The organism is Dongia sp. (genome assembly GCF_041909655.1).
Taxonomy (GTDB): Bacteria; Pseudomonadota; Alphaproteobacteria; order Dongiales; family Dongiaceae; genus Dongia.
On sequence record NZ_JAYRDA010000003.1, the window covers coordinates 145,644 to 170,040 of the forward strand.

Below are 24,397 nucleotides of genomic sequence, written 5' to 3' on the forward strand. Positions count from 1 at the left end.
ACTGCCGATTTAGCTCTCTTTCGCCCTTACTCCTGCTGGCCTGATTGGCGCAGCTGGCGGGCGCGGGTAAGGATGGCGTTCTCGAGGTCGGTCGCCGTGTTGAGGGCCACCGGCGCGTCGACCCATTGCCCGCCCATATCCTGCTGGCGGAAGACCGAGGCGCGGATGCCGTCGGCCCGGAGCGCCCGGCCGAGGATATAGATATTGACCTTGAACCGTTCGCCCGGCGTGGCCGGCGGCGTGTACCAATCGGTGATGATGACGCCGCCGAAGGGATCCGCCGAAACCAGGGGCATGAACGAGACCGTGTCCAGACTGGCGCGCCACAGCAGCGAATTGACGCCGATGCCGGCACCACCGCCGGCGCCATCTTCCGGCACTTCGCTGCCGAACAGGCCCCCGGGACCGAAAACCGTGTTGCCTTGATCGTATTGCGGGCCGGAATCGCCCTTCTGGCGCCGTTCGGGATATTTTTCCTCGCCGCCGAGATCGGCGTTGCAGGCGGCCAGAAGACTGGTCGCAGCCAGCACCGCCAGGGCACAAGCCCATCGCTTCCCGATGAAACCACCAGACCGGGACTGGTCAGCGCGACGATGTGGGAGTTTCATGTTGACGGCCCGACGCTCTTACCCCTAAAGCCACCGATCTGAACGGAATTTGCACCGGATCGCGATCACCCTTTAAGAAGGCAATGTCGCGCCTGCGGCCCGTCACTGCCGGCGGCCCAAGACTGGTATGCGAATTATGGGTCGCTCGTCAACCTAATCAGGGGTGGCTGACGGCTCAAATCGCCGGCCAAATCGCAGGTCCCGGTGCGAGACGGTTGCGGAAAGCTTTTCAAGGGTTTCAATGGGCAAGATTCTATGGCTGGCCAGTTATCCCAAATCGGGCAATACGTGGCTGCGCGCCTTCATTCACAATCTGTTGAGGCAAGCGGATGCCAAGGCCGGCGGGGCCCCGGTCGATATTAACGACATGAATGTCCTGACCACCGGGGATTCCCTGGTGCAATGGTTCCGCCATCTCGATCCCCGCCCACCCTTGGCCTGGAGCCGCGCCGACGTCGCCAAGATGCGCCGGGGCGCGCAGCTCGCCATGATGGCCTCGAAACGCGAGACGGTGATTGCCAAGACCCATAACGCGCTCATGGAGGCGCATGGCCATCCGACCATCAACATGGATCTCACCGCCGGTGCCATCTATGTGGTCAGGAACCCGCTCGATCTCGTGCTCTCGCTGGCCGATCATTACGGCGTCGATATCGACAAGGCAATCGAGGTCATGGGAGACACCAATAACGGCGGCCTTGCCGACGGCAATATCGTCTTCGAGATCCATTCCTCCTGGTCGGTCCATGTCAAAAGCTGGACCCAGACCCCGCATCGCGGCCTCCATGTCGTGCGGTACGAGGACATGCTGGCACAGCCAAAACACGCCTTCGGCGGCATCGCCCGCTTCATGGGGCTCAACGTGCCGCCGGCCCAGCTCGACCGGGCGATCGAGCTTTCCTCTTTCAAGAAGCTGCGCGAGCAGGAGGATGCCAAGGGTTTTCAGGAGAAATCCGCCAAGGGCAGTAAGTTCTTCCGGGTCGGGAAAGCCGGCCAATGGCGCGAGCAACTCACCGAGGCGCAGATTGAGCGGATTATCGACCAGCATCGGGAACAGATGACCCGCTTCAAGTACTTACCCCTCGATATTGCCAAAGTGGGTTAGTTTAGGATTTATTGCCTTTCCTTGGGTTGCCTGTGTGGTTGCCAAACTGGCTCCGCAGGGTGACCTGCCAACGACACCGGTGGTTCCAGCGAACTGTTAGGCAGGTTCAGGGGGGGCGGATTAATGAATGAATCCAAGATGCCCGCAGCCCTGATCGAGAACGCGGTGGCCCGCGATTAGCCTTGTGGCTTTTGCGCCACAGGGATAGGAAAATGCCACAGTGTTCGGCTCAAATGGTTTGACACCCCACCCCCCCTTCCACGAAGGTATCGCTGGTTCCGGACTGCGCATGCAGTTTGAGTCGATTGCGTTAAGTACTTAACCCAGTCGACTTGGCATGGCGGACCGCGGACGAGGGGCATCCGGCCCGTCTTTCAAACCGAAAAGGTGGGAGACTAAGGCCGGTGGCAATCGCAAACTTAGGGAATCTCGAGATGAAAAAAGTTCTCCTGGGGACCTCGGCTCTGCTCGGTATCGGCCTCGTGGCCGGCACTGCTCAGGCGTCCGATGGTGTCAAGCTCAGCCTTGGTGGTTACATCACCAACCAGTTCGGTGTTGCTTTCGATGATGATGGCAGCGGCGAAGCTGGCGACGATCGTAACGATATCGGCGTCGGTACCGATGCTGAAATCTACTTCGTCGGCAACGTGACCCTCGACAATGGCGTCACCGTCGGTGCGCGTATCGACCTCGAAGGCGGCGACGAAAACAACGACCAGATCGACCAGGCCTACGCGTATTTCCGCGGCGGTTTCGGTGACATCCGCATCGGTTCGCAGGCTGGCGCTGCCGGCAACATGTATATGCTGCCGCCGGGCTCGACCGCGAACTTCGGTCCGTATTCGCCGAACACCACCGGTTCGGTCGCGTCGCCGGGCTTCTTCGATATCGAAGGCGTGACCTCCAACCAGGACAAGTCGCAGAAGCTGGTTTACTACTCGCCGGATTTCGGCGGCTTCACCTTTGGCGTGTCGTTCACCCCGAACGACAACGAAAAGGATTACAACAACGGTGACAACGCCGACGGTCAGTGGCGTGCGGACAGCAACACCGGTGACGCCGACAACAACGTCGGTCTCGGTGCGCACTTCACCCACGAGGGTGACGGTTGGGGCCTCGACGTGGGCGCCGCTGCCTATTGGGAAGGCGATGTCCAGGAAGAGGGCGCCGGTGAAACCGAGCAGTCCGGTTACAACGCCGGTGTGAACCTCAGCTTCGGTGGCTTCAGCTTCGGCGTGGCCGGTACCTACATCCTTGATCATGATGCCGAAAACGGCATCAGCAGCGAGGGCGAGGATACTTGGGTCATCGGTACGGGCTTCACCTACAACGTTGACGCCTGGACCGTCGGTCTCGGCTATGCCCACCTGGATACCGAAGTTGAAGGCGAGAGCGACAGCGCGACGGTTGATCGCGTTGGCGTCACCGGCAACTACGCCATGGGCCCCGGCATCGATCTCGACGCCGGCATCTTCTACACCTGGGTTGAAGCTGCGGATGATACCGCCGCTGCCGACGATTACGACTCGATCGAGTTCGCGGTCGGTTCGTCGATCAGCTTCTGATTTCGTCCAGCGCAAGCTGGCGATACCAGAGACGACTTGGAAGGGCGCAGGAAACTGCGCCCTTCTTTGTTTGTGCGCTTCCGTGAGGGGGCGCGTGGATTTATAGTCCGCGCCGCCATGACGGAATTGCCATGACCCAATCCATTGCTCAGAATTTAGAAGCGATCCGCGCCAGCATCAACAAGGCGGCCGTCGCTGCCGCGCGGAAACCGCAAGACGTTACCCTCATCGCCGTGTCGAAGACACATCCCGCCGAAGCGATCGCCGCGGCCATCGCCGCCGGGCAAAGGATCTTCGGCGAGAACCGCGTGCAGGAAGCGCAAGCGAAATTCCCCGCGCTGAAGGCGCAGCACCCAGATCTCGAACTCCATCTTATCGGTCCCCTGCAGACCAACAAGGTGCGTGACGCCGTGGCGCTCTGCGACGTCATTCAATCGCTTGATCGCGCGAAACTGGCCGAGGCGCTGGCCACCGAGATGGCGAAGCAGAACCGGCACCCCAGGCTCTTCGTTCAAGTGAATACCGGCGAGGAGCCGCAGAAGGCCGGCATTCATCCCGGCGATGTCGATGCCTTTATCCGCTTGTGCCGCGACGATCTCAAACTGCCGGTCGTCGGCCTCATGTGCATCCCGCCGGTGGATCAGCATCCGGCCCCGCATTTCGCGCTCCTCGCCAAGATCGCCGCGCGCAACAATTTGGCGCAGCTCAGCATGGGCATGAGCGGCGATTTCGAAACCGCCATCCAATGCGGCGCCACCCATGTGCGCGTCGGCACCGCGATCTTCGGTTCGCGGGGGTAGAGTGATCGAATACCAAAATTGTCATGCCCCGGCTTGGCCGGGGCATCCGTGAGTTGCTTTTATCAGTCGCCGACAAACTCGTGGATGGCCCGCCTGAAGCGGGCCATGACAGAAATGGAGCGACGCAAACGGTGTTCGCCGCAGCCTACATCATGACCGACGCGCCACACGGTACGCTCTATGTTGGCGTAACAACAAACCTCGTTCGTCGCATCGCACAGCATCGAGCTGGCGAGATCGATGGGTTTACGAAGCGATACGGCCTTAAGCGCCTCGTCTATTTCGAGGCACACGACGATATCAATGCCGCAATCCATCGCGAGAAACGCCTGAAGAAGTGGCCGCGCGCCTGGAAAGTGCGTCTGATCGCGAAGGAGAATCCGGACTGGCGCGATCTCTACGACGAATTGTTCGGATAGACGTGCGCCGGCTTACCCTAATTGTCATGGCCCGCTTCAGGCGGGCCATGACAATAAGATCGGCCCTGAGCTTACGACGCCTGCGCTGCTTCCGCCGCGCGCTCGGCCTTCTTGCGGTCGTTGGGATCGAGGACGGCCTTGCGGATACGGATCGCCTTGGGCGTCACTTCCACCAATTCGTCTTCCTCGATATAGGCCAAAGCCTGTTCGAGGCTGAGCTTCATCGGCGGCGTCAGGCGGATGGCTTCATCCTTTGACGTGGTGCGGATGTTGGTGAGCTGCTTCGATTTCAGCGGATTGACCTCGAGATCGTTGGCACGGCTGTTCTCGCCGATGATCATGCCTTCATAGATCGGCACGCCGGCATCGATCATGAGTTTGCCGCGCTCTTCCAGGTTCCACAAAGCATAGGCGACGGAGATGCCGTCGGCGTTCGAAATCAGAACGCCGTTGCGACGACCTTCGATGGCGCCCTTGTAAGGCGCGTAGCCGTGGAACAGCCGGCTCATGACGCCGGTGCCGCGGGTGTCGGTCAGGAACTCGCCGTGATAGCCGATGAGGCCGCGAGCCGGCACCAGCATGACCAGGCGCGTCTTGGCACCGCCGGAGGGACGCATCTCGACGAGTTCACCACGACGCTGGCCCAGTTTGTCGATGACCACGCCGGTGAATTCCTCGTCGACGTCGATGACGACTTCTTCGATCGGCTCCAGGCGCTGGTTGGTCTTCGGATCGGTCTGGAAAATGACGCGCGGGCGGCTGATCGACAGCTCGAAGCCCTCGCGGCGCATTTGTTCGATGAGCACGCCCAATTGCAGTTCGCCACGGCCGGCGACCTGGAACGCATCCTTGTCCTCGGTCTCGGTGACGTGGATGGCGACATTGCCTTCCGATTCACGCATCAGGCGATCGCGGATCATGCGGCTGGTCACCTTGTCGCCATCGCGACCGGCGAGGGGGCTGTCATTGACCGAGAAGCTCATCGAGAGGGTCGGCGGATCGATCGGCTGTGCCTTCAGCGGCACCTCGACTTCCATCGCGGCGATGGTGTCGGCGACCGTGGTGTCGGTAAGACCGGCAATGGCGATGATGTCGCCCGCTTCCGCCTTCTCGACCGGCGTCCGCTCGATGCCACGGAAAGCGAGGAGCTTGGTCAGGCGCCCGGTTTCCACCTGAGTGCCGTCCGGCCGCATGGCGCGGAGCTGCATGTTGACCGTGGCGGTACCGGTCTGGATACGGCCCGTCAGCACGCGGCCGAGGTAATTGTCATATTCCAGCGTGGTGACCAGCATCGAGAACGGCCGGTTCTCTTCGACTTTCGGGGCCGGCACGTGACGCACGATGAGATCATAGAGCGGCGCCAGATCCTTGCGCTCGCCCTTCTCCAGATCTTCGGTCGCCCAGCCTTGCTTCGACGAGGCGAAGAGGGTGGGGAAGTCGAGCTGTTCCGGCGTCGCGTCGAGTGCCGCGAACAGATCGAAAATCTGGTCATGGACGGTATGGGGATCGGCGTCCGGGCGATCGCATTTGTTGATGAGCACGATCGGCCGGAGGCCGAGGCGCAGCGCCTTGGTGGTGACGAATTTGGTCTGCGGCAGGGCGCCTTCGGCGGCGTCCACCAACAGCACCACGCCATCCACCATCGAGAGGATACGCTCGACCTCACCGCCGAAATCGGCGTGGCCGGGGGTGTCGACGATGTTGATGCGGGTATCCTGCCACTGGATCGAGGTGCATTTGGCGAGAATGGTGATCCCGCGCTCCTTTTCCAGATCGTTGGAATCCATCACGCGTTCGGCCACCTGCTGGTGGGCGCGGAAGGCGCCGGATTGGCGCAGGAGCTGGTCGACGAGGGTGGTTTTACCGTGGTCGACGTGGGCAATGATGGCGATATTGCGCAGTTTCATGGCTTCGCTTTTCGAAAATTGCGGTAACGCCCATCATCCCATGGCAAGTATTACATTTGCCATCGGCCGCCGCTTTCCCAGACCCCCTTCCCGCCTGACCGGGTGAGGGAATTATTGTGGAATGGCAACCAGTTACCAGCGCTACCCATTCTACCGGGAGCGATTTCCTCACCCTTACACCACAAAATGGAGCAAGGGCCGGAACGAGGGGTGTTTTTTCAAGCGGGCTTGTACCCTATTAGCCCACTTGCTGCAACAGAAGCTCGCTCAAGGGCGTTTCCGGCCGGGCGCCGAAATGGCTGATGACTTCGGCGGCGGCCAAAGCGGCGATGCGACCGCTATCGGCGTGGTCGCGCCCCTGGGTATAGCCATAGAGGAAACCGGCGGCGTAAAGATCGCCCGCCCCAGTCACGTCGACCACGCGGCTCACAGGCCAGGCCGGGACCTCGATTACCTGCGGCCCGGCGATGATGACCGAACCCTTGGCGCTCCGGGTAATGGCGGCGAGGCTGCAATGCTCTCGCGTGGTTTTTACCGCCGCGTCGAAATCATCCGTCTCCCACAGCGCCATGATCTCGTGCTCGTTGGCGAACAGGATGTCGACATGGTTCTTCACCAGATCCTGGAACTCGGCGAGGTAGCGCTGTACGCAGAAGGGATCGGAGAGCGAGAGCGAAATTTCGCGCCCCGCGCCATGGGCGATATTGGCGGCCTTGAGGAAGGCCTGTTTCGCCAAAGGCGGATCCCACAGATAGCCTTCGAGATAGGTCACTTTCGAGCGGCTCACCACCAGCGCGTCGACATCTTCCGGCGTCAGCTCGACGCAGGCGCCGAGATAGGTATTCATGGTGCGCTCGGCGTCGGGTGTCACGAAGATCATGCTGCGCGCGGTGGGCGTTTCGCTGGTCGCGGTCGGTGTTTCGAAATGCACGCCGAGCGCGCGCATGTCGTGCCGGAAGATACCGCCCAGTTGATCGTTGCCGACCTTGCCGATATACGCACCGCGCCCGCCCAGTGACGCAAGGCCCGCAATGGTATTGCCGCAGGAACCGCCGGACGCTTCGACCGCCGGGCCCATGGCGTCGTAAAGCTCCTCCGCCCGCATTGCATCGATCAGCGTCATGGTGCCCTTGTTGAGCTTCATCTTGTCGATGAAGTCGAGATCGCAATGGGCCAGCACGTCGACAATGGCATTGCCGATCCCGCACACGTCGAAAAGCTTGTCGGTCATTCATCCCCGCAGAAAAGAAAGCTGGCGGCCATGTCGGCCACCGATCGCGGGCGAGTATAGGGATGAAGCGGCGCCGGGCAAGGGTCGGCAAGGGCGACCGGAGACTGTCATCCCCCGCGAAGGCGGGGGATCCACGAGTTGCCTTTTTATCAATCGCCAACTAACTCGTGGATGGCCCGCCTGAAGCGGGCCATGACAACAGGAAACGAGAGAAACAAGTAATCAGCTGATCGGCGTCACCGGGCAGCGTTTGAGAGCGATTTGGGGACGAAATCCGACGCCAGGGCCAGTGCAGCTTTCCAGCGCCTCGCCGGGTCCGGTCAGGCGCAGGGTGCAGGCGACGACATCGAGTTCCGGCCAGGAGGTGTCGCGAAAATCCTGGGAATAGACCGCCATGCCCGCGGCGAAGGCTAGTTCCTGCCCGGGCGGCGGATTCGGTGCCTGCGTATCGAAGAACGTGATGCCGTCGGGACCGAGATCCAGGCGATAGCCGGTATCGTCGCACCAGGACCCCATCAGGGCCTCGGCTTCGGTGGGATCGGCTGCGGCGTCCCGGATAACGACAAGGAGAGCCAGAGAGAGGGCCGCGGCGAGAATTTGGCGTGGGGTGACATTGCGCATGCCCCTAGTTTCTCCTACATCTTGGCAACATTCTGGCAGAACTGGAAAAAATACGTGTTCAAAGCCCTCTCCCTGGCTTTCGGCCAGCTCGGCGATCCGCGCATCCAGAAGGTGATCGGGATCAGCGTCGGTCTGGCGCTCGCCATCTTCATCGGCCTCATCGCTCTTACCTGGTATCTGGTGGGTGCCTTTTCAGGCCTCGACGGCTGGTGGGGCGATGCCGCCCAGATCCTTGGCGCCTTCGCGGCCGTGGTGATTGCCTGGTTCACTTTTCCCATGGTGGCGGTAGCGACCGCGGCCATCTTCTCCGATCAGGTGATCGACGCGGTGATGGCGCGGCATTATCCCGACCGGCCCATGCCGCATCAGGTCTCGTTGTTCGCGACCATCCTGGATGGCAGCAAAATGGCGGTTGTAGCGCTCCTCGCCAATATCCTGATCCTGCCCTTCCTGTTCGTGCCGCCGGTCTACGCGGCGCTGGCCTATGGCCTCAACGGTTACCTGCTGGGCCGGGAATATTTCGAGATGCCGGCTTTCCGGCGGCTGACCAGGCCCGGCGCCCGTGACATTTTCCGCCGTCACCGGGGCCAATTCCTCCTGGCCGGCATCGTCATCGCCTTTCTCTCGACGATCCCGTTCTTAAACCTCATCGCCCCGGTCATCGGCATCGCTTTTATGGTGCATATCTTTGAATCTGTGGTAAATCTGGAGACGCGCCGGGTGTGAGGCGAGCCGTGATCGACAGACCAGGGATGGATGGAGCCGATCTCGGGAAAGAGCGCAGCAAGGTTTGCGGCGCAAGCTAACCAAGTTCACCAGATCGACAGTTCAGGCTAGGGACCAGCACCGCATGTTTGGCAGAAAGAAAGACGAGCAACCCGCCCAGGGCGCCGAAACCAAGACCGAAGGCGAGACCAAGAGCTACGCCAAGCCGGACGCGCCCGCTGCGCCGGCTGCAGGTCGCCCGGCCATGAACCCTGATATTCCGCGCCGCAGCCCGGATATGAGCGCCTTTGCGCGCCCCGCTGCCGGTGCCCCTCCGGCGCCGCGCTCCGGCGAGGCCGAGCAGAAGAAGCTCATCGTCGGTCGCGACATTTTCCTGAACGGCGAGATCCGCACCTGCGACAGCCTGGTGGTTGAAGGCAAGGTCGAGGCGGTCCTCTCCGATTGCCGGGCCATGGACATTGCCGGTTCGGGCGAATTCCGCGGTTCCGCCGAGATTGAATCCGCTGACATTTCCGGCCGTTTCGACGGCGATCTGGTGGTGCGCCAGCGCCTGACCATCCGCGCCAGCGGCAAGGTCCTGGGCAAGATCCGCTACGGCCAGCTTGAGGTCGAACGCGGTGGGGTGATCTCCGGGACGATAGAGGCCCTGGCGGATTCCCAGGGTGGTGGCGAAGGCGGCAGCGGCTCAGGCTCCGTCTAAACTGCCAATATTATGTATCTTTACGACACCTTCTTAATGATTCCTTAGGGTTGGACCGTTAATCTCACGTTACCGCGGATGGGGAATCCCTCGCGGCCAACGGGATTTAGTTTGGGGAGTTTGGAACGTGTATCGTTCCGCTGCATTGTTGAACCTCCCGTCACTGGCCTTGGCCGGTCCCTCCCGCGTCCCCACTTTCCGCCGCCTCTCGCTTCTGGCTCTTTGCGCGCTGATGCTGGGCGCTTGCGCGCAGCCGGGCCAGATCGCCGCCAAGAGCGCCAAGGAAAAGAAGGCGGCCGCCATCGCCCGCGCTACCGGCACGACGGAGACGGCACCCAAAACCGAAGAAGCGGCCAAGGCCGAAACGCCGGCCGTGATCTGGCAGAGCGCCGACAAATTGTTGGGGCTGGAATCGGAAGATCTGCGCGCAGCCCTGGGCGCGCCGGCGCGGATCCGCGATGAAGATCCGGCCCGCATCTATCAGTATATCGGCGGGGATTGCGTGCTGGACCTCTTCCTCTATCAGGCCGAAGGCACCTACCGCGTCACCTATGCCGAGGCGCGCAGCGTCAAGGCCGAGAAGAAACCGGTCGAGGCATGTTTGAAATCGCTGCCGAGCCCGGTCGTCGCGGCCAACACGCAGCCCAGCACGTAAATATCGACGTTTAGCGGCCCTTGTTGCGGCCGGCCTTTTCAGCCAGGCCAGAAGTGCCTTCGCGCGCCTTGAGCGCCGCCCAGACATCCTGCGGATTGACGCCGCGATCGGCCCACAGCACCAGCAGATGATAAAGCAGGTCCGAGGATTCGGCGACCAGCGCCGCCTTGTCGTCGCGCATGGCCTCGATCACGGCCTCGACCGCTTCTTCGCCGACCTTCTGTGCGATCTTGGCGGTGCCTTTGGCGAACAGCTTCGCGGTATGCGATTGCGTGGGATCGCCGCCCTTGCGGCCCTCGATCACCTTGAACAGGCAATCCAGCGTCGTCCCATCGAGTTTCTTGTCGTCGGCCATCTCAAGATCCTTCCGGCCGTCCTTATGCACCTAAGGGGCGCATGTTGAGACCAGCCGCCACCATATGGGCTTTTGCTTGAGAGATCGTAAAGAGGCCAAAATGGAAAATTGATGCGGCCAGAACCGCCGTCGCATGTCCGTCGCGGATACCCTCGACCAGATGATCGAGGGTGCCGACACCACCCGAGGCGATGACCGGCACGGTGACCGCATCGGCGATGGCGCGGGTCAAGGGGATGTTGTAGCCGGCTCGTGTCCCGTCGCGGTCCATCGAGGTCACCAGCAATTCGCCGGCGCCGTTCTCGGCCATGCGCTGGGCGAACGCAACCGCATCGATGCCGGTGGCTTCACGGCCGCCATGGGTGAAGATCTCGAATTTGCCGGGGGAGGTTTCCTTGGCGTCGATCGAGACGACGATGCACTGATCGCCGAATTTCTGCGCGGCCTCGCGCACGAAATCGGGGTTGTTGACCGCCGCGGTGTTGATCGACACCTTGTCGGCGCCGGCCAGCAGGAGCTTCCGGATGTCTTCTGACTTGCGGACGCCGCCACCGACGGTGAGCGGCATGAAACAGGCTTCGGCGGTCTTGGCGACCACGTCATAGAGCGTGTCGCGGTTCTCGTGGCTGGCGGTGATGTCGAGGAAGGTCAGCTCATCGGCGCCCGCCGCGTCATAGATCTTGGCCTGTTCGACCGGATCGCCGGCATCGATGAGATCGACGAAATTGACCCCCTTCACCACACGCCCGTCCTTGACGTCGAGGCAGGGAATGACGCGCATCTTCAGCATGGGTTACCTTCGTTCTTGCGCGACCCCTCACCCCCCGCCCTCTCCCCGCTCGCGCGGGGCGAGGGAGCTGCTGGATCGATACCGAGTTCTTGGAGGATGATAGTCAGAACACCTTCGGCATTGGCCAGGACTTCATTGTTCCAGAATCGAACAACGCGGTATCCATGCGCCGCAAGCTGCGCTGTTCTAATTTCATCCTTGCGTCGGTTATCATCGTGTTGGCCACCATCAACTTCGATGACCAATTTGGCTGACCGACAAAGAAAGTCGACAATGTAACGATCGACCGGAACCTGACGCAGGAATTTGGTGTTCATCAACCTGCGATCACGCAACATCTGCCAGAGCTTCTTCTCGGCGTCGGTCATGTTTTTCCGCAGTTGCCGTGCGCGCTCGATACTCTTAGCCCCTCGCCCCGCTTGCGGGGAGAGGGGTTGGGGTGAGGGGCGCTTCTCTGGCGCCCGATTCACGCCGTCCTCTCGCGCAACAGTTTTAAGGCAGCGGCAAGATCAAGCCGGCCGTCATAGATGGCGCGGCCCGAGATGACGCCGACGATGCCGCCGCCGCGCACGCGCGATTGCGGCAGGACATCGAGCAGCTTCTCGATATCGTCGAGCGAGGAAACACCCCCCGACGCGATCACCGGGATGGCCAGGGCGGCCGCGAGCTCGGCGGTCGCCGTCACGTTGACGCCCTGCAGCAATCCATCGCGGTCGATATCGGTATAGATGATGGCGGCAACACCGGCATCCTCGAAGCGGCGGGCGAGATCGAGCGCGCTGAGTTCCGATGTTTCCGCCCAGCCCTCGACCGCGACCTTGCCGCCCTTGGCGTCGATGCCGACGGCGATCTTGCCCGGAAAGGTGCGGCAGGCCGCGCGCACGAGATCCGGGTTCTTGAGGGCCACCGTGCCGAGAATGACGCGCGCGACGCCCTTCTTCAGCCAGGCTTCGATCCGCGCCATGTCGCGGATGCCGCCGCCCAATTGCACCGGCAAGGCGGTTGCCGACAGAATGCTCTCGACCGCCGGCTCATTCACCGGCTGTCCGGCGAAGGCGCCGTCGAGATCGACAAGATGCAGCCACTCGGCGCCGGCCACCGCGAATTGCCGCGCCTGATCGGCTGGGTCGGTGTTGAACACCGTCGCCTGCGCCATGTCGCCCTTGACCAGGCGCACGCATTGCCCGCCCTTGAGATCGATCGCCGGAAACAGGATCACGCCGCATCCTCCAGCGATTTCCAGAAATAGAGACCGGCCACGTAATGTCCGTCGACCATGGCATAGCGCGGATGGCGGCCGATCTCGAGATAACCGAGTCCGCGATAGAGATGGATCGCCGCCTGTTGAGTCTCGCGCACATCGAGATTGATGACGCGGGCGCCGCGGGCCCGCGCTTCGCGCTCGACCGCCAGGGTTATCTGCCGCGCCAGACCATGCCCGCGCGCCCAGGGGGCGACGAAGCTGGTGGTCAATTGCGCCGAATGCGATTGCGCCTCGTTGTTCCTGGTGGGCCGCACCAATTGCGCCGAACCCGCGATGGTGCCGTCGAGCCGTGCCACGAACAGCGCGCGGTCGGGCACCAGCATGACGCCCTTCCAGAAGACTTCGAGGATGTTCCGGTGCGGTGGTTTCAGCCAGCCGAAGCCGCCGCCGGCTTCGATCGCAGCCTCGGTCGCCTCGCACAATTCCTCGATCTCGTTGCGCTTCAACTCGGTGACGATATCGATCCTGATATCGGTCATGGCGCGGCCCTCACGGCTTCCAGGCGAGGAAGTTCGCCAGCAGCTGCAGACCCACGGCCTGACTCTTTTCGGGATGGAACTGGAGGCCGATCATGTTGTCGCGCCCGATCGCCGCCGCGACCTTGCCGCCGTAATCGACATCGGCCAGCAGATGCGAGGGCTCGTCGAGCAGATAATGATAGGAATGGACGAAATAGCCGTGGACCCCGCTCTTCAAGCCGGCAAAGAGCGGATGGCCGGCCTGGCGGAAGGCCAGGTCGTTCCAGCCCATCTGCGGAATCTTGAGCGTGGGATCGGCGGGCGCCAGCTTCACCACCTTGCCCTTGATCCAGTCGAGGCCGGGATGCTCGCCATATTCGACACCGACGCTCGCCATCAATTGCATGCCGACGCAGATGCCGAGGAAGGGTCGGCCGCGCCGCAGCACGGCGTCGCGCATCGCCTCGACGACACCCTCCTTCGATTCCAGGCCGCGCTTGCATTCGGCAAAGGCGCCGACGCCGGGCAGCACGATACGGTCCGCCTTGGCGACGACGGCCGGATCGGCGGTGACCAGCACCTCTTCACCCTGGGCGCGTCCGGCATGGGCAAGCGCCTTCGCTGCGGAGCGAAGATTGCCCGCACCGTAATCGATGATGGCAACACTCATGCCGGTTTCGCGAGCGACCCGCCCAGCGTTCCCTTCGTTGAGGGGATGGCGTCGGATTTCCGCGGATCGATCTCGACCGCCTGGCGCAAGGCGCGCGCCAAGGCCTTGAAGCTGCTCTCGACGATATGGTGGTTGTTCTCGCCGTAGAGATTCTCGACATGGAGGGTGAGGCCGGCATTCTGGGCGAAGGCCTGGAACCATTCCTTGAACAATTCCGTGTCCATCTCGCCCAGTTTGTCGCGCGAGAAATTCACTTTCCAGATGAGATAGGGCCGGTTCGAGGCGTCGAGCGCCACCCGGGTCAGGGTCTCATCCATGGGGATGGTCGCCTCGCCATAGCGGGTGATGCCCTTGCGATCGCCCAGGGCCTTGGAAAATGCCTCGCCGATGGCGATGCCGGTATCCTCGGTCGTGTGGTGGTAATCGATATGGAGATCGCCCTTGGCCTTGCAGGTGATGTCGATCAGGGAGTGGCGGGCGAGCTGGTCCAGCATATGGTCGAGGAATCCGATGCCCGTGGCGATCGCCGAACGGCCTTCGCCGTCCAGATTGACCTCGGCCATGATCTCGGTTTCCTTGGTCCTGCGCTCGACTTTCCCGATCCGCATCGCATTCATCCGCTGAAGTTCAGAAAAAAGGCCTTAATTGCCGGGTTCTTAGCAGCAGAATGGCGGATTGGCCAGCCTTTAGGGCCGGATTCAAGAGAAGTTCGCTGCAAAGGGGCCATGCCGGCCATGCGAGCCGTGCCGGGCGATTCCGGCTTGATTGGCCCCAATCGTTAACCTATCTCCCGAAGAGCCAAGTTTGCGCGCCGATCCCGCCGGCAACCGGTCCGGCAGGCGCCCCGTTTAAGGAAGCTTCATGTCCGAAGATCGCGATAACCGTCACGGCCTTGCTCCCTGGCACGGCACGACCATCCTGCTCGTCCGCCGCGGCAACGAGGTGGTTCTGGCCGGGGATGGCCAGGTCACTGTCGGCCCCACCGTGATGAAGGCCAATGCCAAGAAATTGCGCCGACTCGGTAAGGGTCAGGTGATCGCCGGCTTCGCCGGGGCAACCGCCGACGCCCTTACCCTGTTCGAGCGCCTCGAGGCCAAATTGGAGCAATATCCGGCCCAATTGGCCCGCGCTTGCGTGGAACTGGCGAAGGATTGGCGCACCGACCGCTATCTGCGCCGGCTTGAGGCGATGATGGCGGTGGCGGACAGCAATGTCAGCCTGATCCTGACCGGGACCGGCGACGTGCTGGAGCCGGAAGACGGTCTCATCGGCATCGGTTCCGGCGGCTCCTATGCCCTCGCTGCCGCCCGCGCGCTCGTCGATATCGAGGGGCTGGATGCCGAGACCATCGCCCGGCGCGCCATGAAGATCGCCGGCGATATCTGCATCTATACCAATCACAACGTCATGATCGAAAAGCTGTAACCAGATGACCGAAGCCGCCCGCAAGCAAGCGCCCAAGCCCGAAGAGACGCTGGTGACCTCCAGCCTGACGCCGCGCGAGATCGTTTCAGAACTCGATCGTTTCATTGTCGGTCAGCACGATGCCAAGCGTGCCGTGGCGATCGCGCTCCGCAATCGCTGGCGCCGGCAGCAGCTCGATGCTGCCATGCGCGAAGAGGTCAACCCGAAGAACATCCTGATGATCGGGCCGACCGGCGTCGGCAAGACCGAGATCGCCCGGCGCCTCGCCAAGCTCGCCCAGGCCCCCTTCCTCAAGGTCGAGGCCACCAAATTCACCGAAGTCGGCTATGTCGGGCGCGATGTCGAACAGATCGTGCGCGATCTCGTCGAAATCGCCATCGGCATGGCGAAGGAGAAGATGCGCCGCCAGGTTCGCGCCAAGGCCGAGGTTCTGGCCGAGGAACGCGTGCTCGATGCTCTGGTCGGCGAAGGTGCGGGCGCCGAGACGCGCTCCAAGTTCCGCCGCATGCTGCGCGCCGGCGAGCTCGACGACCGCGAGATCGAACTCAACGTCAAGGATAGCGGCGGCAATGCGCTGCCGACTTTCGAGATTCCGGGCATGCCCGGCGCCTCGATGGGCATGCTCAACCTCAACGAGGTGCTCGGCAATGCCTTCGGCGGGCGCATGAAGGCGCGCCGCATGAACGTCGCCGATTCCTACGAGGTCCTGCTGGCCGAGGAAAGCGAGAAGCTCCTGGATCAGGAGAAGGTGACGAGCGAAGCAATTCAAACGGTCGAGCAGAACGGCATCGTGTTCCTCGACGAGATCGACAAGATCTGCGCGCGCTCGGAACGGGCCGGCGCCGATGTTAGCCGCGAAGGCGTGCAGCGCGATCTGCTGCCGCTCATCGAAGGCACCACGGTCGCGACCAAGCACGGCCCGGTAAAGACCGACCATATCCTGTTCATCGCCTCGGGCGCCTTCCACCTTGCCAAGCCCAGCGACCTGCTGCCTGAATTGCAGGGGCGCCTTCCCATCCGGGTGGAGCTCGACGCCCTCACCCGCGCCGATCTCCGGCGCATCCTGACCGAGCCGGAAGCGAGCCTGGTCAAGCAATACGTGGCGCTGCTGGCGACCGAGGAGGTCGAGCTGGTCTTCACCGAGGACGCGATCGACGCCTTGGCGGATCTCGCCACCGAGATCAACGCCTCGGTTGAGAATATCGGCGCCCGGCGCCTGCAGACCGTCCTGGAAAAGCTGTTGGAGGAAGTGAGTTTTAACGCTTCCGAAATGGGCGGCAAGAAAATGACCGTCGACGGCGCCTATGTCCGCGACCGTGTGGCGCCGCTCGCCAAGAACGCCGATCTCTCGAAATTCATCCTCTAGGCCGTATACAGCTTGGCCAAAATCAAGGCATTGCCGGGCCGTGACTTCTTTGCCGGCGCGGCAGCCGGGAATTGCACATACCTGGATTTGTGCCCATAGTCGGCATTAGTAACTTGGGGGCGATCATCCTTAAGGGTGTGGGCTTAAGGATATGGCACCCGGGTTCCGGGGCATGCGGGGCTGGAGGGCTGGGTGAGCGGCGGGGGCAGCGTTAGAAATAAGGAGATTGAGCGGCAACGCCTCGATTCCCTCTGGCGCCGGAACATCCTCGACAGCGAGGCCGAGCAGAGTTTCGATGACCTCACGATTCTGGCCAGCGAGATCTGTGCGATGCCGATCTCCGTCATCTCGCTGGTCGATCGGGACCGGCTTTGGTTCAAATCGCGGGTAGGTATCACACTCACCGAAATTCCGCGGGCCGGTTCATTCTGCGATTACGCGATCGATGAAGAAGACCTGTTCGAGATTGAGGACCTCACCCGCGATCCCCGTTTTGAGAACAACCCGCTGGTCGCCGCTCCACCCCATATCCGTTTTTATGCGGGCGCGCAGATTCGCTCCGGCTGCGGCCTGGCCCTGGGCACGCTCAATGTCATGGATGTTGCGCCGCGCCGATTGACCGAGCAGCAGCGCAGCGCCCTGAAGCGCCTTGCCGCGCAATGCTCCAGCCAGATCGAATTGCGTACCCTCGCCCGCAATCTCGAGGCGGAGATCTCGCATCGCACCGATGCACTCAACGTGGCCGAGGCGCAATTGCGTGGCTTCCTCCTGAATGCGCCGATCAACATGTCGGTGAAGGATCTCGAGGGCCGCTACGTGATCGTCAATCCGATGGTCGAGAAATTCTTCGGCGTGCCGGCCGCCGATATGGTCGGGCGGCATATCCGCGACATCGCCGATGGCGAGACCGCGGCCAAGGTCGAGGAACTCGACAACGAATTGTGCGAAGCAGGGCGGCCGATCCTGCGGGAAAACCGCTACACCTGGCGCGGGATCGAATGCTGGTTCCAGGACATCAAATTTCCGATCCGTGACGAACAGGGACAGATGGTGGCGATCGGCAGTATCGGCGTCGACATCACCGCCATGAAGGTGGGCCAGGAAGAACTTATCGAAGCCAAGGAACGTGCCGAAGCGGCCAATCAGGCAAAATCACAATTCCTTGCCAATATGAGTCATGAATTGCGGACGCCCTTGAACGCTATCCTGGGCTTTTCGGAAATCATCGCACGCCAGGCGATCGGCCCGGTCAGCATCGAGCGCATTCGGGCCTATGCGACCGATATCCACGAAAGCGGCAAGCTGCTGATCAAGATCATCAACGATATTCTCGATCTTTCGAAGATCGAGGCGGGGCGCGTGACCCTGGTCGACGGCCCCTGCGATCTCAACGAGATCGTGCGCACCACGCTCAACCTCGTCAGCAATGCCGCCCAGACCAAGAATCTGCGCCTCACCAATGCCCTGCCGCAAGGATTGCCGGTGGTGCGCGCCGACGAACGGGCGCTCACCCAGGTGCTCCTCAATCTGGTCAACAACGCGGTAAAGTTCACGCTGCCCGGGGGTGAAATCACGCTGGAAGCCGCGCGGGTGCCCGATGGCCTGGCGCTGTCCGTGACCGATACCGGCATCGGCATCGCCGCCGAGGACGTGCCGCTGGTCTTCTCTGCCTTCGGCCAGGTTGAAGACGCCTTCGTGCGCGGCCATGAAGGTGCCGGGCTCGGCCTTCCCATCGCCCGCGCTTTGGTGGAATTGATGGACGGCAAGCTCGACCTCCACAGCCGTGTCGGCATCGGCACCCGCATCACCATCTGGCTGCCGGAATCACGACTGGAAGCCCCCCGTCCCTAGCCAAATCCAGTCCCGATTAGACAAGTTCCAGCCGATCCGCTATCAGGGCGGCCATGTCGCCACAGGACCCAGCATCGGAAAAGCCCCAGCCGGACAAGGCCGAAACCGTCCCCGGCGGCGAATCCGGCTCGCCCACCCTTTCCGCCCGCTCGATCGCTCTCGATTTGCTGGACGCCGTGTTCCGGCGCCGCAAGCCGCTGGACGAGGCGCTGGGAGAACACGCCGAACTGGATCAGCTCGCCCCGCGCGACCGGCAATTCGTGCGGGCGCTGGTCACCACGACGCTCCGGCATATGGGCCAGATCGATCACGCCCTCGGCCAATGCCTGGAAAAGCCGCTGCCGGCGCGGGCCCTTCTGGTGCGCAATATCCTGCGCCTGGGGGCGGCCCAGATCATGTTCCTCTCGACTGCCCCCCATGCCGCGGTCGATACCATGGTGACGCTGGCCGCCCAGCGCGGCGAGACCGGCTTCAAGGGCCTCATCAACGCGGTATTGCGCCGGATCTCGCGCGATCCCGGCATGTTCCTGGCTTCGGCACCGGCCGGCGCCGTCTCGCTCCCCGACTGGCTGTGGCAAAGCTGGGTCAAGGCTTACGGCGTCGCCAAGGCCACCCAGATCGCCACCGCGCATCTTTACGAACCGCCGCTCGATTTCTGCTGCCGGCGTCCGGCCGAGGCCGAATATTGGGCCGGACAATTGCACGCGCGCCTGATGCCGCTTCCCGGCACCTTGCGCCGTCCGGTCGCCTCCGAGGGCGGCGATCGCCTGCATCAACGGGTCGAGGATCTCCCGGGCTATGCCGAAGGCGCCTGGTGGGTGCAGGACATGGCGGCGCAAATTCCGGCGCGGCTCCTGGGCAATGTGGCCGGTCACCGCGTCATCGATCTCTGTGCCGCCCCCGGCGGCAAGACTGCGCAATTGGCAGCGGCCGGCGCCCAGGTGACGGCGCTCGATCGATCCCGGCCGCGCCTCGCCCGCGTCAAAGAAAATCTTGAGCGCCTGCGCCTCCATGCCGAGCTGGAAGTGGCCGACGCGGCTTTGTGGGATCGCGGCCGCGATTTCGACGCGGTGTTGCTGGATGCGCCCTGCTCCGCCACCGGCACCATCCGCCGCCATCCCGATGTCGCCTGGCTGAAGGATCCGCGCGATCTCGCCAAGCTCGGCGCCACACAGGACCGCTTGCTGGACAAGGCGGTCTCGCTGCTCCGTCCCGGCGGCACGCTCATCTATTGCACCTGTTCGCTGCAACCCGAGGAAGGCCCGGCGCGGATCGAGGCCTTGCTCGCGCGCCATGCCGATCTCAAGCGCGACCGCGTGCATACGGAAGAGGTCGGCGGGCTCTTCGAGCTGATCTCGCCCGCCGGCGATTTCCGCTCGCTGCCCAGCCATCTCGCCGATCAGGGCGGCCTCGACGGCTTTTATGCCGCCCGGATTCTGAAGGCGGGCTGATTTCCGCGCGAAACGGCGCGGGAACCACCCGCCGCATCCGCCGTTTTGTCTCCATCACGGACAAGGTGTCGCATCCGGTCTCGCCTTTGCGCGGCGATCACGTGCGGCCGTGGCAAACGAGATGGAGAGTGAAGATGCGCTATGGATTGTTGTGGTTGCTGGGCGTGCCGATTCCGGTGCTGATCCTGATCTATTTCCTGTTCAATTAATCATTGGAAACTTTCGAGCCGGGAACTGGCCGGGAACTGTCGGCGACATGCGCCGTTTTTATCTGACGGCTACAAATGGAGGTTCCTCCAATGACTGCGAAGATGCCGAAACAGGATTTCGAAACTGCCATGCAGGACGTGGCGAAAGCCTTTGGCTCGCCTGCCGAATTGCTGGCCGCCGATCATCTCGACCGCGTCCAGAAACTGAAGCTGCTGCAGCAATGGGATTACGATTTGGGTCTCTTGCTGGTGGCTGGTGAAGAGAACATGACCGGCCCCGGCAGTGGCGCCACCAGTGAACGCCTGCGCGCGGTGCGTGACGCCATCGCGCGTCTCGGTGCCGACAAGGATCCCGAGAAATCGCCGACCGGCAAGGTCAGCTCGGTCAAGATCCCGGAAGCAGAGACCAAGGCCGCCCGCCGCGCTTCCTGACTTCGTTTAGCGAGACTTCCCTAAGTCGCGCCTTGCGCTCCACCGTGCCCCCATCCGGTGGAGCGCATTTTTTATGGCCATTCCAGAATCACCTTGCCGGATTGTCCCGAGAGCATGGTCTCGAACCCCTCGACGTAATGGGCCAGGGGAAAATGGTGGGTGAGGATCGGCGACAGATCAAGACCGGATTGCAGCATCGCCACCATCTTGTACCAGGTCTCGAACATCTCGCGGCCATAGATGCCTTTGATTTCCAGCCCCTTGAAGATGACGTTGTTCCAATCGATCGCGGTATTGGCAGGCGGGATGCCGAGCAAGGCGACCTTGCCGCCGTGATTCATCACATCGAGCATGCTCGAGAAGGCCGAGGGCACGCCGGACATTTCGAGACCCACATCGAAGCCCTCGACCATGCCGAGTTCCTTCATCACATCGGCCAGTTTTTCGCGTGCCACATTGACGGCCCGGCTGGCGCCCATCTTGCGGGCAAGCTCCAGGCGGTATTCGTTGACGTCGGTGACGACCACATGCCGGGCACCCACATGTTTGGCAATCGCCACCGCCATGATCCCGATCGGTCCCGCGCCGGTGATGAGCACATCCTCGCCCACCAGGCTGAAACTCAGCGCCGTATGCGTGGCATTGCCATAAGGATCGAAGATGGCGGCGAGATCGTCGGCGATATTGTCGGGAATCTTGAAGGCATTGACCGCAGGCAGACTGAGGAATTCGGCAAAGGCGCCGGGCCGGTTGACGCCGACACCCACCGTGTTGCGGCAGAGATGGCGCCGCCCGGCGCGGCAATTGCGGCAATGGCCGCAGGTGACATGGCCTTCGCCCGAGACGCGGTCGCCGATTTGAAAGCCGCGCACCTCCTCGCCCATCGCCACAATCTCGCCGACATATTCATGACCGACATGCATGCCGATGGGAATCGTCTTTGCCGCCCATTCATCCCATTTCCAGATATGGATGTCGGTGCCGCAGATCGCGGTCTTGCGGATGCGGATGAGGACGTCGTTGTGGCCCACTTCCGGTTTCGGCACATCGGTGAGGATGAGTCCCGGCCCGGCCTTGTCTTTGACGAGAGCTTTCATGGCATATTCCTCAGATGGGCATGTTCCTCAGATGGCGCCCAATTTCTTGCCGACCTTGGCGAAGGCCGCGACGGCGCGGTCGATATCGGCAGTGGAATGGGCGGCCGACATCTGTGTGCGGATGCGCGCCTGGCCCTTCGGCACCACCGGATAGGAAAAGCCGATCACATAGATCCCTTCCTTGAGAAGCGCGTCGGCCATGTTGCCGGCAAGGCGCGCATCGCCCAGCATCACCGGGATGATCGGGTGTTCGCCCGGTACCAGCGTGAAGCCGAGCCTGGTCATCTCAGCGCGGAAATGGCGGCCATTGGCGATGAGGCGCTGGCGCAAATCCGCCCCTTCCGCGCTGTCGATCAGGGCGAGGCAGGCTTGCGTCGCGGCACAGATCGCCGGCATGAGGGAGTTCGAGAAGAGATAGGGCCGCGAGCGTTGGCGCAGGAGATCGATCGCCGGCTTTTTCCCGGCGATGTAACCACCCGAGGCGCCACCCAGGGCCTTGCCGAAAGTGCCGGTGAAAAGGTCGATCTTGCCCTGCACGCCTTTATGCTCGGCCGAACCACGACCATGCGCGCCGACAAAGCCCACGGCATGGCTGTCATCCACCATGACCAGCGCATTGTAACGCGCGGCGAGATCGGTGACGCCCTTCAAATCGGCGATGATCCCGTCCATCGAGAAGACGCCGTCGGTGGCAATCATCTTGAAGCGGGCACCCGCCGCATCGGCTTCGCGCAATCGGGCTTCCAGATCGGTAAGGTCGTTATTGGCATAGCGGAAGCGCTTGGCCTTCGAAAGCCGGATGCCGTCGATGATCGAGGCATGGTTGAGGGCGTCGGAGATGATCGCGTCCTCCTCCCCCAGCAAGGTCTCGAACAATCCGCCATTGGCATCGAAACAGGAGGAATAAAGGATCGCATCCTCGGTGCCGAGGAAGCGCGCGATATCCGCTTCAAGCGCCTTGTGGAGATCCTGGGTCCCGCAGATGAAGCGCACCGAGGCCATGCCGAAGCCGTGTTCGTCGAGGCCTTTTTTGGCAGCGGCGATGAGGCGCGGATCGTCGGCTAGCCCCAGATAATTGTTGGCGCAGAAATTCAGCACCTGCTGTCCGTCCGCCAGCGTGATGGCGGCGTCCTGCGGCGTCGCGATGACGCGTTCCGCCTTCCAGAAACCGTCGGCGCGGATCTGGGCCAGAGTGGCGTCGATATGATCGAGATAGGAACCGCCCATGCGGCTGCAACTCCCTTATGGTACTGGCCCGAATGATATAGCCCCGAATGATACTGGCCCGATTATCCGGCGCGGGTCATGATCCCGCAATGGGGCGGCCATGCAAAATGACTTTTGCGAAGACGGCGCCCGACCGATTTCTCAGTTCCCATTGCCTGCCGGAAGGTGCCCCTGTAGAAAGCCGCCATGTATCCGCGTACCACCGATATGGAAGAGATGCGCCGGCGCTGTCGCCCGATCACCTGGGCGTTCTACAGCTATTGGGACAGCAAAAGGCTGCGCCCGGACGGTACCCGCCGCCAGATGCCGTCCCGCGCCGATATCGATCCCACCGAGATGGTGCCCTGGCTGCCGCATATCCAGCTCATTGACGTTTTCCACAACCCGCGCCGTCTGGTCTACCGCCTGGTGGGCGAGACGGATGTCAGTTTCCGCGGCTATAACCCGACCGGCCGTACGGTCGAAGAGGGCATGATCGGCCGCAGCGCTGAGGAAACCTTGCGGAACTACGAATTGGTGATCGACCAGCATCTGCCGGTCTATGACTGGGCCGAATATGTCAGCCGGTCGGGTTATCTCCGCAGCCAGGAAGGCCTGCTGTTGCCGCTCTCGGACGATGACAAAACCGTCAACATGGTGCTCACCTTCGCCCAGGTCGATACGCAGGCCTGACAGGGGCCCGACCTTGGGCCTGACCGGGGGTGTGAACGGGCGGAAAATGCGCCCTTCCCTGCCTTGATCGCGGCGCGGCGCGGGTGCTAGTTAGGGCGGATGCAGCAGAAGACTAAAATCGCCCCCTCGATCCTCTCCGCCGATTTCGCGAAATTGGGCGTGGAAGTCGCCGCTATCGCGGCGGCCGGCGCGGATTACGTGCATGTCGACGTGATGGACGGCCATTTCGTGCCCAACATCACCATCGGCCCGGCGGTCATGAAGGCGTTGAAGCCTCATGCGGCGATCCCCTTCGACGTCCATCTGATGATCGCCCCGGTCGATCCTTATGTGGCCGAATTCGCCCAGGCCGGCGCCGACATCATCACCTTTCATCCGGAAGCGGGACCGCATCCCCATCGCACGGTGCAATTGATCAAGAGTCTCGGCAAAAAGGCCGGGATCTCGCTCAACCCGGCGACGCCGCTCTCGGTCCTCGATTACCTGCTGCCCGAACTCGACCTCGTATTGGTGATGAGCGTCAATCCGGGTTTCGGCGGGCAGGCCTTCATTCCCTCGGCCCTCGACAAGATCGCCGAGATCCGCCGCCGCATCGATGCCGTGAGCGCCAGTCAGAACGGCCGCCCGATCGATCTCGAGGTGGATGGCGGCATCAATATCGAAACCGCCAGGGCGGCGGTGAAGGCGGGGGCCGATGTCCTGGTGGCCGGCACGGCGACCTTCAAGGGCGGCCCCACATCCTATGCCGGCAATATCGCCGGGCTCCGGGCCTGAAGGGCCCATATCGTTTCAG

The 24,397-nt window shown here is 62.5% G+C and carries 28 protein-coding genes; 15 read left to right on the top strand and 13 right to left on the bottom strand.

Annotation, left to right across the window (positions count from 1 at the left end; translation table 11 throughout):
• Positions 1-26: 26 nt before the first annotated feature.
• A complete protein-coding gene (locus ACE3PR_RS06890; protein ID WP_374369625.1) occupies positions 27-608 on the bottom strand; it encodes a DUF3576 domain-containing protein in 582 nt (193 codons plus the stop codon).
• Positions 609-849: 241 nt separating this feature from the next.
• Here ACE3PR_RS06890 and ACE3PR_RS06895 point away from each other — a divergent pair, with 241 nt between their 5' ends.
• The 4 genes from ACE3PR_RS06895 to ACE3PR_RS06910 all read left to right on the top strand — a co-directional run bounded on the left by ACE3PR_RS06895 (position 850) and on the right by ACE3PR_RS06910 (position 4,497).
• Positions 850-1,713: a sulfotransferase domain-containing protein gene (locus ACE3PR_RS06895; RefSeq protein WP_374369628.1), complete on the top strand. Its 864-nt coding sequence runs from the start codon at positions 850-852 to the stop codon at positions 1,711-1,713.
• Between the two features lie 434 nt (positions 1,714-2,147).
• The gene (locus ACE3PR_RS06900; protein WP_374369630.1) at positions 2,148-3,278 is read left to right on the top strand and encodes a porin; all 1,131 of its coding nucleotides are present in this window, start codon (positions 2,148-2,150) and stop codon (positions 3,276-3,278) included.
• Between the two features lie 131 nt (positions 3,279-3,409).
• Positions 3,410-4,078 carry a YggS family pyridoxal phosphate-dependent enzyme gene (locus ACE3PR_RS06905; protein WP_374369633.1) on the top strand — a complete coding sequence of 223 codons (669 nt, stop codon included), beginning with the start codon at positions 3,410-3,412 and terminating at the stop codon, positions 4,076-4,078.
• 23 nt (positions 4,079-4,101) lie between these two features.
• Positions 4,102-4,497: a GIY-YIG nuclease family protein gene (locus ACE3PR_RS06910; RefSeq protein ID WP_374369636.1), complete on the top strand. Its 396-nt coding sequence runs from the start codon at positions 4,102-4,104 to the stop codon at positions 4,495-4,497.
• A 71-nt stretch (positions 4,498-4,568) separates the two neighbouring features.
• Here ACE3PR_RS06910 and typA read toward each other — a convergent pair whose 3' ends face one another.
• The 3 genes from typA to ACE3PR_RS06925 form a co-directional block, all read right to left on the bottom strand.
• Positions 4,569-6,404, bottom strand: coding sequence for a translational GTPase TypA (typA, locus tag ACE3PR_RS06915; RefSeq protein WP_374369639.1), 1,836 nt, complete (start codon positions 6,402-6,404; stop codon positions 4,569-4,571).
• Positions 6,405-6,642: 238 nt separating this feature from the next.
• Positions 6,643-7,635 (bottom strand): adenosine kinase, encoded by a 993-nt coding sequence (locus ACE3PR_RS06920; RefSeq protein ID WP_374369642.1) that lies wholly within the window; start codon positions 7,633-7,635, stop codon positions 6,643-6,645.
• Positions 7,636-7,857: 222 nt separating this feature from the next.
• Positions 7,858-8,256 carry a hypothetical protein gene (locus ACE3PR_RS06925; protein ID WP_374369645.1) on the bottom strand — a complete coding sequence of 133 codons (399 nt, stop codon included), beginning with the start codon at positions 8,254-8,256 and terminating at the stop codon, positions 7,858-7,860.
• Between the two features lie 54 nt (positions 8,257-8,310).
• On the opposite strand from ACE3PR_RS06925, the gene ACE3PR_RS06930 reads away from it, so the two are divergent.
• The 3 genes from ACE3PR_RS06930 to ACE3PR_RS06940 all read left to right on the top strand — a co-directional run bounded on the left by ACE3PR_RS06930 (position 8,311) and on the right by ACE3PR_RS06940 (position 10,337).
• Positions 8,311-8,982, top strand: coding sequence for an EI24 domain-containing protein (locus tag ACE3PR_RS06930; protein ID WP_374369648.1), 672 nt, complete (start codon positions 8,311-8,313; stop codon positions 8,980-8,982).
• 124 nt (positions 8,983-9,106) lie between these two features.
• Entirely contained in the window at positions 9,107-9,682 is a 576-nt protein-coding gene (locus tag ACE3PR_RS06935; protein WP_374369652.1) for a polymer-forming cytoskeletal protein, read from the top strand.
• A 127-nt stretch (positions 9,683-9,809) separates the two neighbouring features.
• Positions 9,810-10,337 carry a hypothetical protein gene (locus ACE3PR_RS06940; protein ID WP_374369655.1) on the top strand — a complete coding sequence of 176 codons (528 nt, stop codon included), beginning with the start codon at positions 9,810-9,812 and terminating at the stop codon, positions 10,335-10,337.
• Between the two features lie 10 nt (positions 10,338-10,347).
• Here ACE3PR_RS06940 and ACE3PR_RS06945 read toward each other — a convergent pair whose 3' ends face one another.
• From ACE3PR_RS06945 to hisB, 7 genes are read right to left on the bottom strand one after another with little or no spacing between them, the layout of a single operon-like run.
• Positions 10,348-10,692, bottom strand: a complete 345-nt coding sequence (locus tag ACE3PR_RS06945; RefSeq protein ID WP_374369658.1) for a phosphoribosyl-ATP diphosphatase — start codon at positions 10,690-10,692, stop codon at positions 10,348-10,350.
• 22 nt (positions 10,693-10,714) lie between these two features.
• Positions 10,715-11,482 (bottom strand): imidazole glycerol phosphate synthase subunit HisF, encoded by a 768-nt coding sequence (gene hisF / locus ACE3PR_RS06950; protein WP_374369661.1) that lies wholly within the window; start codon positions 11,480-11,482, stop codon positions 10,715-10,717.
• A complete protein-coding gene (locus ACE3PR_RS06955; RefSeq protein ID WP_374369664.1) occupies positions 11,476-11,952 on the bottom strand; it encodes an endonuclease domain-containing protein in 477 nt (158 codons plus the stop codon). The genes hisF and ACE3PR_RS06955 overlap by 7 nt, the downstream gene beginning before the upstream one ends.
• Positions 11,949-12,701 carry a 1-(5-phosphoribosyl)-5-[(5-phosphoribosylamino)methylideneamino]imidazole-4-carboxamide isomerase gene (gene hisA, locus ACE3PR_RS06960; protein ID WP_374369667.1) on the bottom strand — a complete coding sequence of 251 codons (753 nt, stop codon included), beginning with the start codon at positions 12,699-12,701 and terminating at the stop codon, positions 11,949-11,951. The genes ACE3PR_RS06955 and hisA overlap by 4 nt, the downstream gene beginning before the upstream one ends.
• Positions 12,698-13,225 (bottom strand): N-acetyltransferase family protein, encoded by a 528-nt coding sequence (locus tag ACE3PR_RS06965; RefSeq protein ID WP_374369670.1) that lies wholly within the window; start codon positions 13,223-13,225, stop codon positions 12,698-12,700. The genes hisA and ACE3PR_RS06965 overlap by 4 nt, the downstream gene beginning before the upstream one ends.
• 10 nt (positions 13,226-13,235) lie before the next feature.
• On the bottom strand, positions 13,236-13,874 hold the full coding sequence (gene hisH / locus ACE3PR_RS06970) for an imidazole glycerol phosphate synthase subunit HisH (RefSeq protein ID WP_374369672.1): 639 nt from the start codon (positions 13,872-13,874) through the stop codon (positions 13,236-13,238).
• On the bottom strand, positions 13,871-14,482 hold the full coding sequence (gene hisB / locus ACE3PR_RS06975) for an imidazoleglycerol-phosphate dehydratase HisB (RefSeq protein WP_374369675.1): 612 nt from the start codon (positions 14,480-14,482) through the stop codon (positions 13,871-13,873). The genes hisH and hisB overlap by 4 nt, the downstream gene beginning before the upstream one ends.
• A 253-nt stretch (positions 14,483-14,735) precedes the next feature.
• Between hisB and hslV the strand changes: the two genes are divergently transcribed.
• The 6 genes from hslV to ACE3PR_RS07005 all read left to right on the top strand — a co-directional run bounded on the left by hslV (position 14,736) and on the right by ACE3PR_RS07005 (position 20,608).
• Positions 14,736-15,299 (top strand): ATP-dependent protease subunit HslV, encoded by a 564-nt coding sequence (gene hslV / locus ACE3PR_RS06980; protein WP_374369678.1) that lies wholly within the window; start codon positions 14,736-14,738, stop codon positions 15,297-15,299.
• Between the two features lie 4 nt (positions 15,300-15,303).
• Positions 15,304-16,665 carry an ATP-dependent protease ATPase subunit HslU gene (gene hslU / locus ACE3PR_RS06985; RefSeq protein ID WP_374369681.1) on the top strand — a complete coding sequence of 454 codons (1,362 nt, stop codon included), beginning with the start codon at positions 15,304-15,306 and terminating at the stop codon, positions 16,663-16,665.
• Between the two features lie 192 nt (positions 16,666-16,857).
• The gene (locus ACE3PR_RS06990; protein WP_374369684.1) at positions 16,858-18,516 is read left to right on the top strand and encodes an ATP-binding protein; all 1,659 of its coding nucleotides are present in this window, start codon (positions 16,858-16,860) and stop codon (positions 18,514-18,516) included.
• Between the two features lie 53 nt (positions 18,517-18,569).
• On the top strand, positions 18,570-19,967 hold the full coding sequence (locus ACE3PR_RS06995; protein WP_374369687.1) for an RsmB/NOP family class I SAM-dependent RNA methyltransferase: 1,398 nt from the start codon (positions 18,570-18,572) through the stop codon (positions 19,965-19,967).
• A gap of 65 nt (positions 19,968-20,032) precedes the next feature.
• Complete coding sequence (locus ACE3PR_RS07000) at positions 20,033-20,176, top strand: hypothetical protein (RefSeq protein WP_374369690.1); 144 nt, start codon at positions 20,033-20,035, stop codon at positions 20,174-20,176.
• Positions 20,177-20,266: 90 nt separating this feature from the next.
• Positions 20,267-20,608, top strand: a complete 342-nt coding sequence (locus ACE3PR_RS07005; protein ID WP_374369693.1) for a hypothetical protein — start codon at positions 20,267-20,269, stop codon at positions 20,606-20,608.
• A 71-nt stretch (positions 20,609-20,679) separates the two neighbouring features.
• Here the strand turns inward: ACE3PR_RS07005 and tdh are convergent, their stop codons facing one another.
• Both tdh and ACE3PR_RS07015 read right to left on the bottom strand, forming a co-directional pair.
• Positions 20,680-21,705, bottom strand: a complete 1,026-nt coding sequence (gene tdh, locus ACE3PR_RS07010) for an L-threonine 3-dehydrogenase (RefSeq protein ID WP_374369696.1) — start codon at positions 21,703-21,705, stop codon at positions 20,680-20,682.
• Between the two features lie 27 nt (positions 21,706-21,732).
• The gene (locus ACE3PR_RS07015) at positions 21,733-22,932 is read right to left on the bottom strand and encodes a glycine C-acetyltransferase (RefSeq protein WP_374369699.1); all 1,200 of its coding nucleotides are present in this window, start codon (positions 22,930-22,932) and stop codon (positions 21,733-21,735) included.
• 186 nt (positions 22,933-23,118) lie between these two features.
• Here ACE3PR_RS07015 and ACE3PR_RS07020 point away from each other — a divergent pair, with 186 nt between their 5' ends.
• Both ACE3PR_RS07020 and rpe read left to right on the top strand, forming a co-directional pair.
• Entirely contained in the window at positions 23,119-23,604 is a 486-nt protein-coding gene (locus ACE3PR_RS07020; RefSeq protein WP_374369702.1) for a PAS domain-containing protein, read from the top strand.
• A gap of 99 nt (positions 23,605-23,703) precedes the next feature.
• On the top strand, positions 23,704-24,378 hold the full coding sequence (gene rpe / locus ACE3PR_RS07025) for a ribulose-phosphate 3-epimerase (protein ID WP_374369705.1): 675 nt from the start codon (positions 23,704-23,706) through the stop codon (positions 24,376-24,378).
• Positions 24,379-24,397: the final 19 nt, after the last annotated feature.

Excerpts from the sequence above, each read along its gene's own strand:
- rpe (WP_374369705.1), top strand. The coding sequence starts at position 23,704 with ATGCAGCAGAAGACTAAAATCGCCCCCTCGATCCTCTCCGCCGATTTC.
- ACE3PR_RS06945 (WP_374369658.1), bottom strand. The coding sequence starts at position 10,692 with ATGGCCGACGACAAGAAACTCGATGGGACGACGCTGGATTGCCTGTTC.
- hslU (WP_374369681.1), top strand. The coding sequence starts at position 15,304 with ATGACCGAAGCCGCCCGCAAGCAAGCGCCCAAGCCCGAAGAGACGCTG.
- ACE3PR_RS06920 (WP_374369642.1), bottom strand. The coding sequence starts at position 7,635 with ATGACCGACAAGCTTTTCGACGTGTGCGGGATCGGCAATGCCATTGTC.
- ACE3PR_RS06900 (WP_374369630.1), top strand. The coding sequence starts at position 2,148 with ATGAAAAAAGTTCTCCTGGGGACCTCGGCTCTGCTCGGTATCGGCCTC.
- ACE3PR_RS06905 (WP_374369633.1), top strand. The coding sequence starts at position 3,410 with ATGACCCAATCCATTGCTCAGAATTTAGAAGCGATCCGCGCCAGCATC.
- hisH (WP_374369672.1), bottom strand. The coding sequence starts at position 13,874 with ATGAGTGTTGCCATCATCGATTACGGTGCGGGCAATCTTCGCTCCGCA.
- ACE3PR_RS06995 (WP_374369687.1), top strand. The coding sequence starts at position 18,570 with ATGTCGCCACAGGACCCAGCATCGGAAAAGCCCCAGCCGGACAAGGCC.
- hisF (WP_374369661.1), bottom strand. The coding sequence starts at position 11,482 with ATGCTGAAGATGCGCGTCATTCCCTGCCTCGACGTCAAGGACGGGCGT.
- ACE3PR_RS07015 (WP_374369699.1), bottom strand. The coding sequence starts at position 22,932 with ATGGGCGGTTCCTATCTCGATCATATCGACGCCACTCTGGCCCAGATC.
- ACE3PR_RS07020 (WP_374369702.1), top strand. The coding sequence starts at position 23,119 with ATGTATCCGCGTACCACCGATATGGAAGAGATGCGCCGGCGCTGTCGC.
- typA (WP_374369639.1), bottom strand. The coding sequence starts at position 6,404 with ATGAAACTGCGCAATATCGCCATCATTGCCCACGTCGACCACGGTAAA.
- hslV (WP_374369678.1), top strand. The coding sequence starts at position 14,736 with ATGTCCGAAGATCGCGATAACCGTCACGGCCTTGCTCCCTGGCACGGC.
- hisB (WP_374369675.1), bottom strand. The coding sequence starts at position 14,482 with ATGCGGATCGGGAAAGTCGAGCGCAGGACCAAGGAAACCGAGATCATG.
- ACE3PR_RS06895 (WP_374369628.1), top strand. The coding sequence starts at position 850 with ATGGGCAAGATTCTATGGCTGGCCAGTTATCCCAAATCGGGCAATACG.
- ACE3PR_RS07005 (WP_374369693.1), top strand. The coding sequence starts at position 20,267 with ATGACTGCGAAGATGCCGAAACAGGATTTCGAAACTGCCATGCAGGAC.
- ACE3PR_RS06890 (WP_374369625.1), bottom strand. The coding sequence starts at position 608 with ATGAAACTCCCACATCGTCGCGCTGACCAGTCCCGGTCTGGTGGTTTC.
- ACE3PR_RS06965 (WP_374369670.1), bottom strand. The coding sequence starts at position 13,225 with ATGACCGATATCAGGATCGATATCGTCACCGAGTTGAAGCGCAACGAG.
- tdh (WP_374369696.1), bottom strand. The coding sequence starts at position 21,705 with ATGAAAGCTCTCGTCAAAGACAAGGCCGGGCCGGGACTCATCCTCACC.
- ACE3PR_RS06935 (WP_374369652.1), top strand. The coding sequence starts at position 9,107 with ATGTTTGGCAGAAAGAAAGACGAGCAACCCGCCCAGGGCGCCGAAACC.
- ACE3PR_RS06910 (WP_374369636.1), top strand. The coding sequence starts at position 4,102 with ATGCCCCGGCTTGGCCGGGGCATCCGTGAGTTGCTTTTATCAGTCGCC.
- ACE3PR_RS06925 (WP_374369645.1), bottom strand. The coding sequence starts at position 8,256 with ATGCGCAATGTCACCCCACGCCAAATTCTCGCCGCGGCCCTCTCTCTG.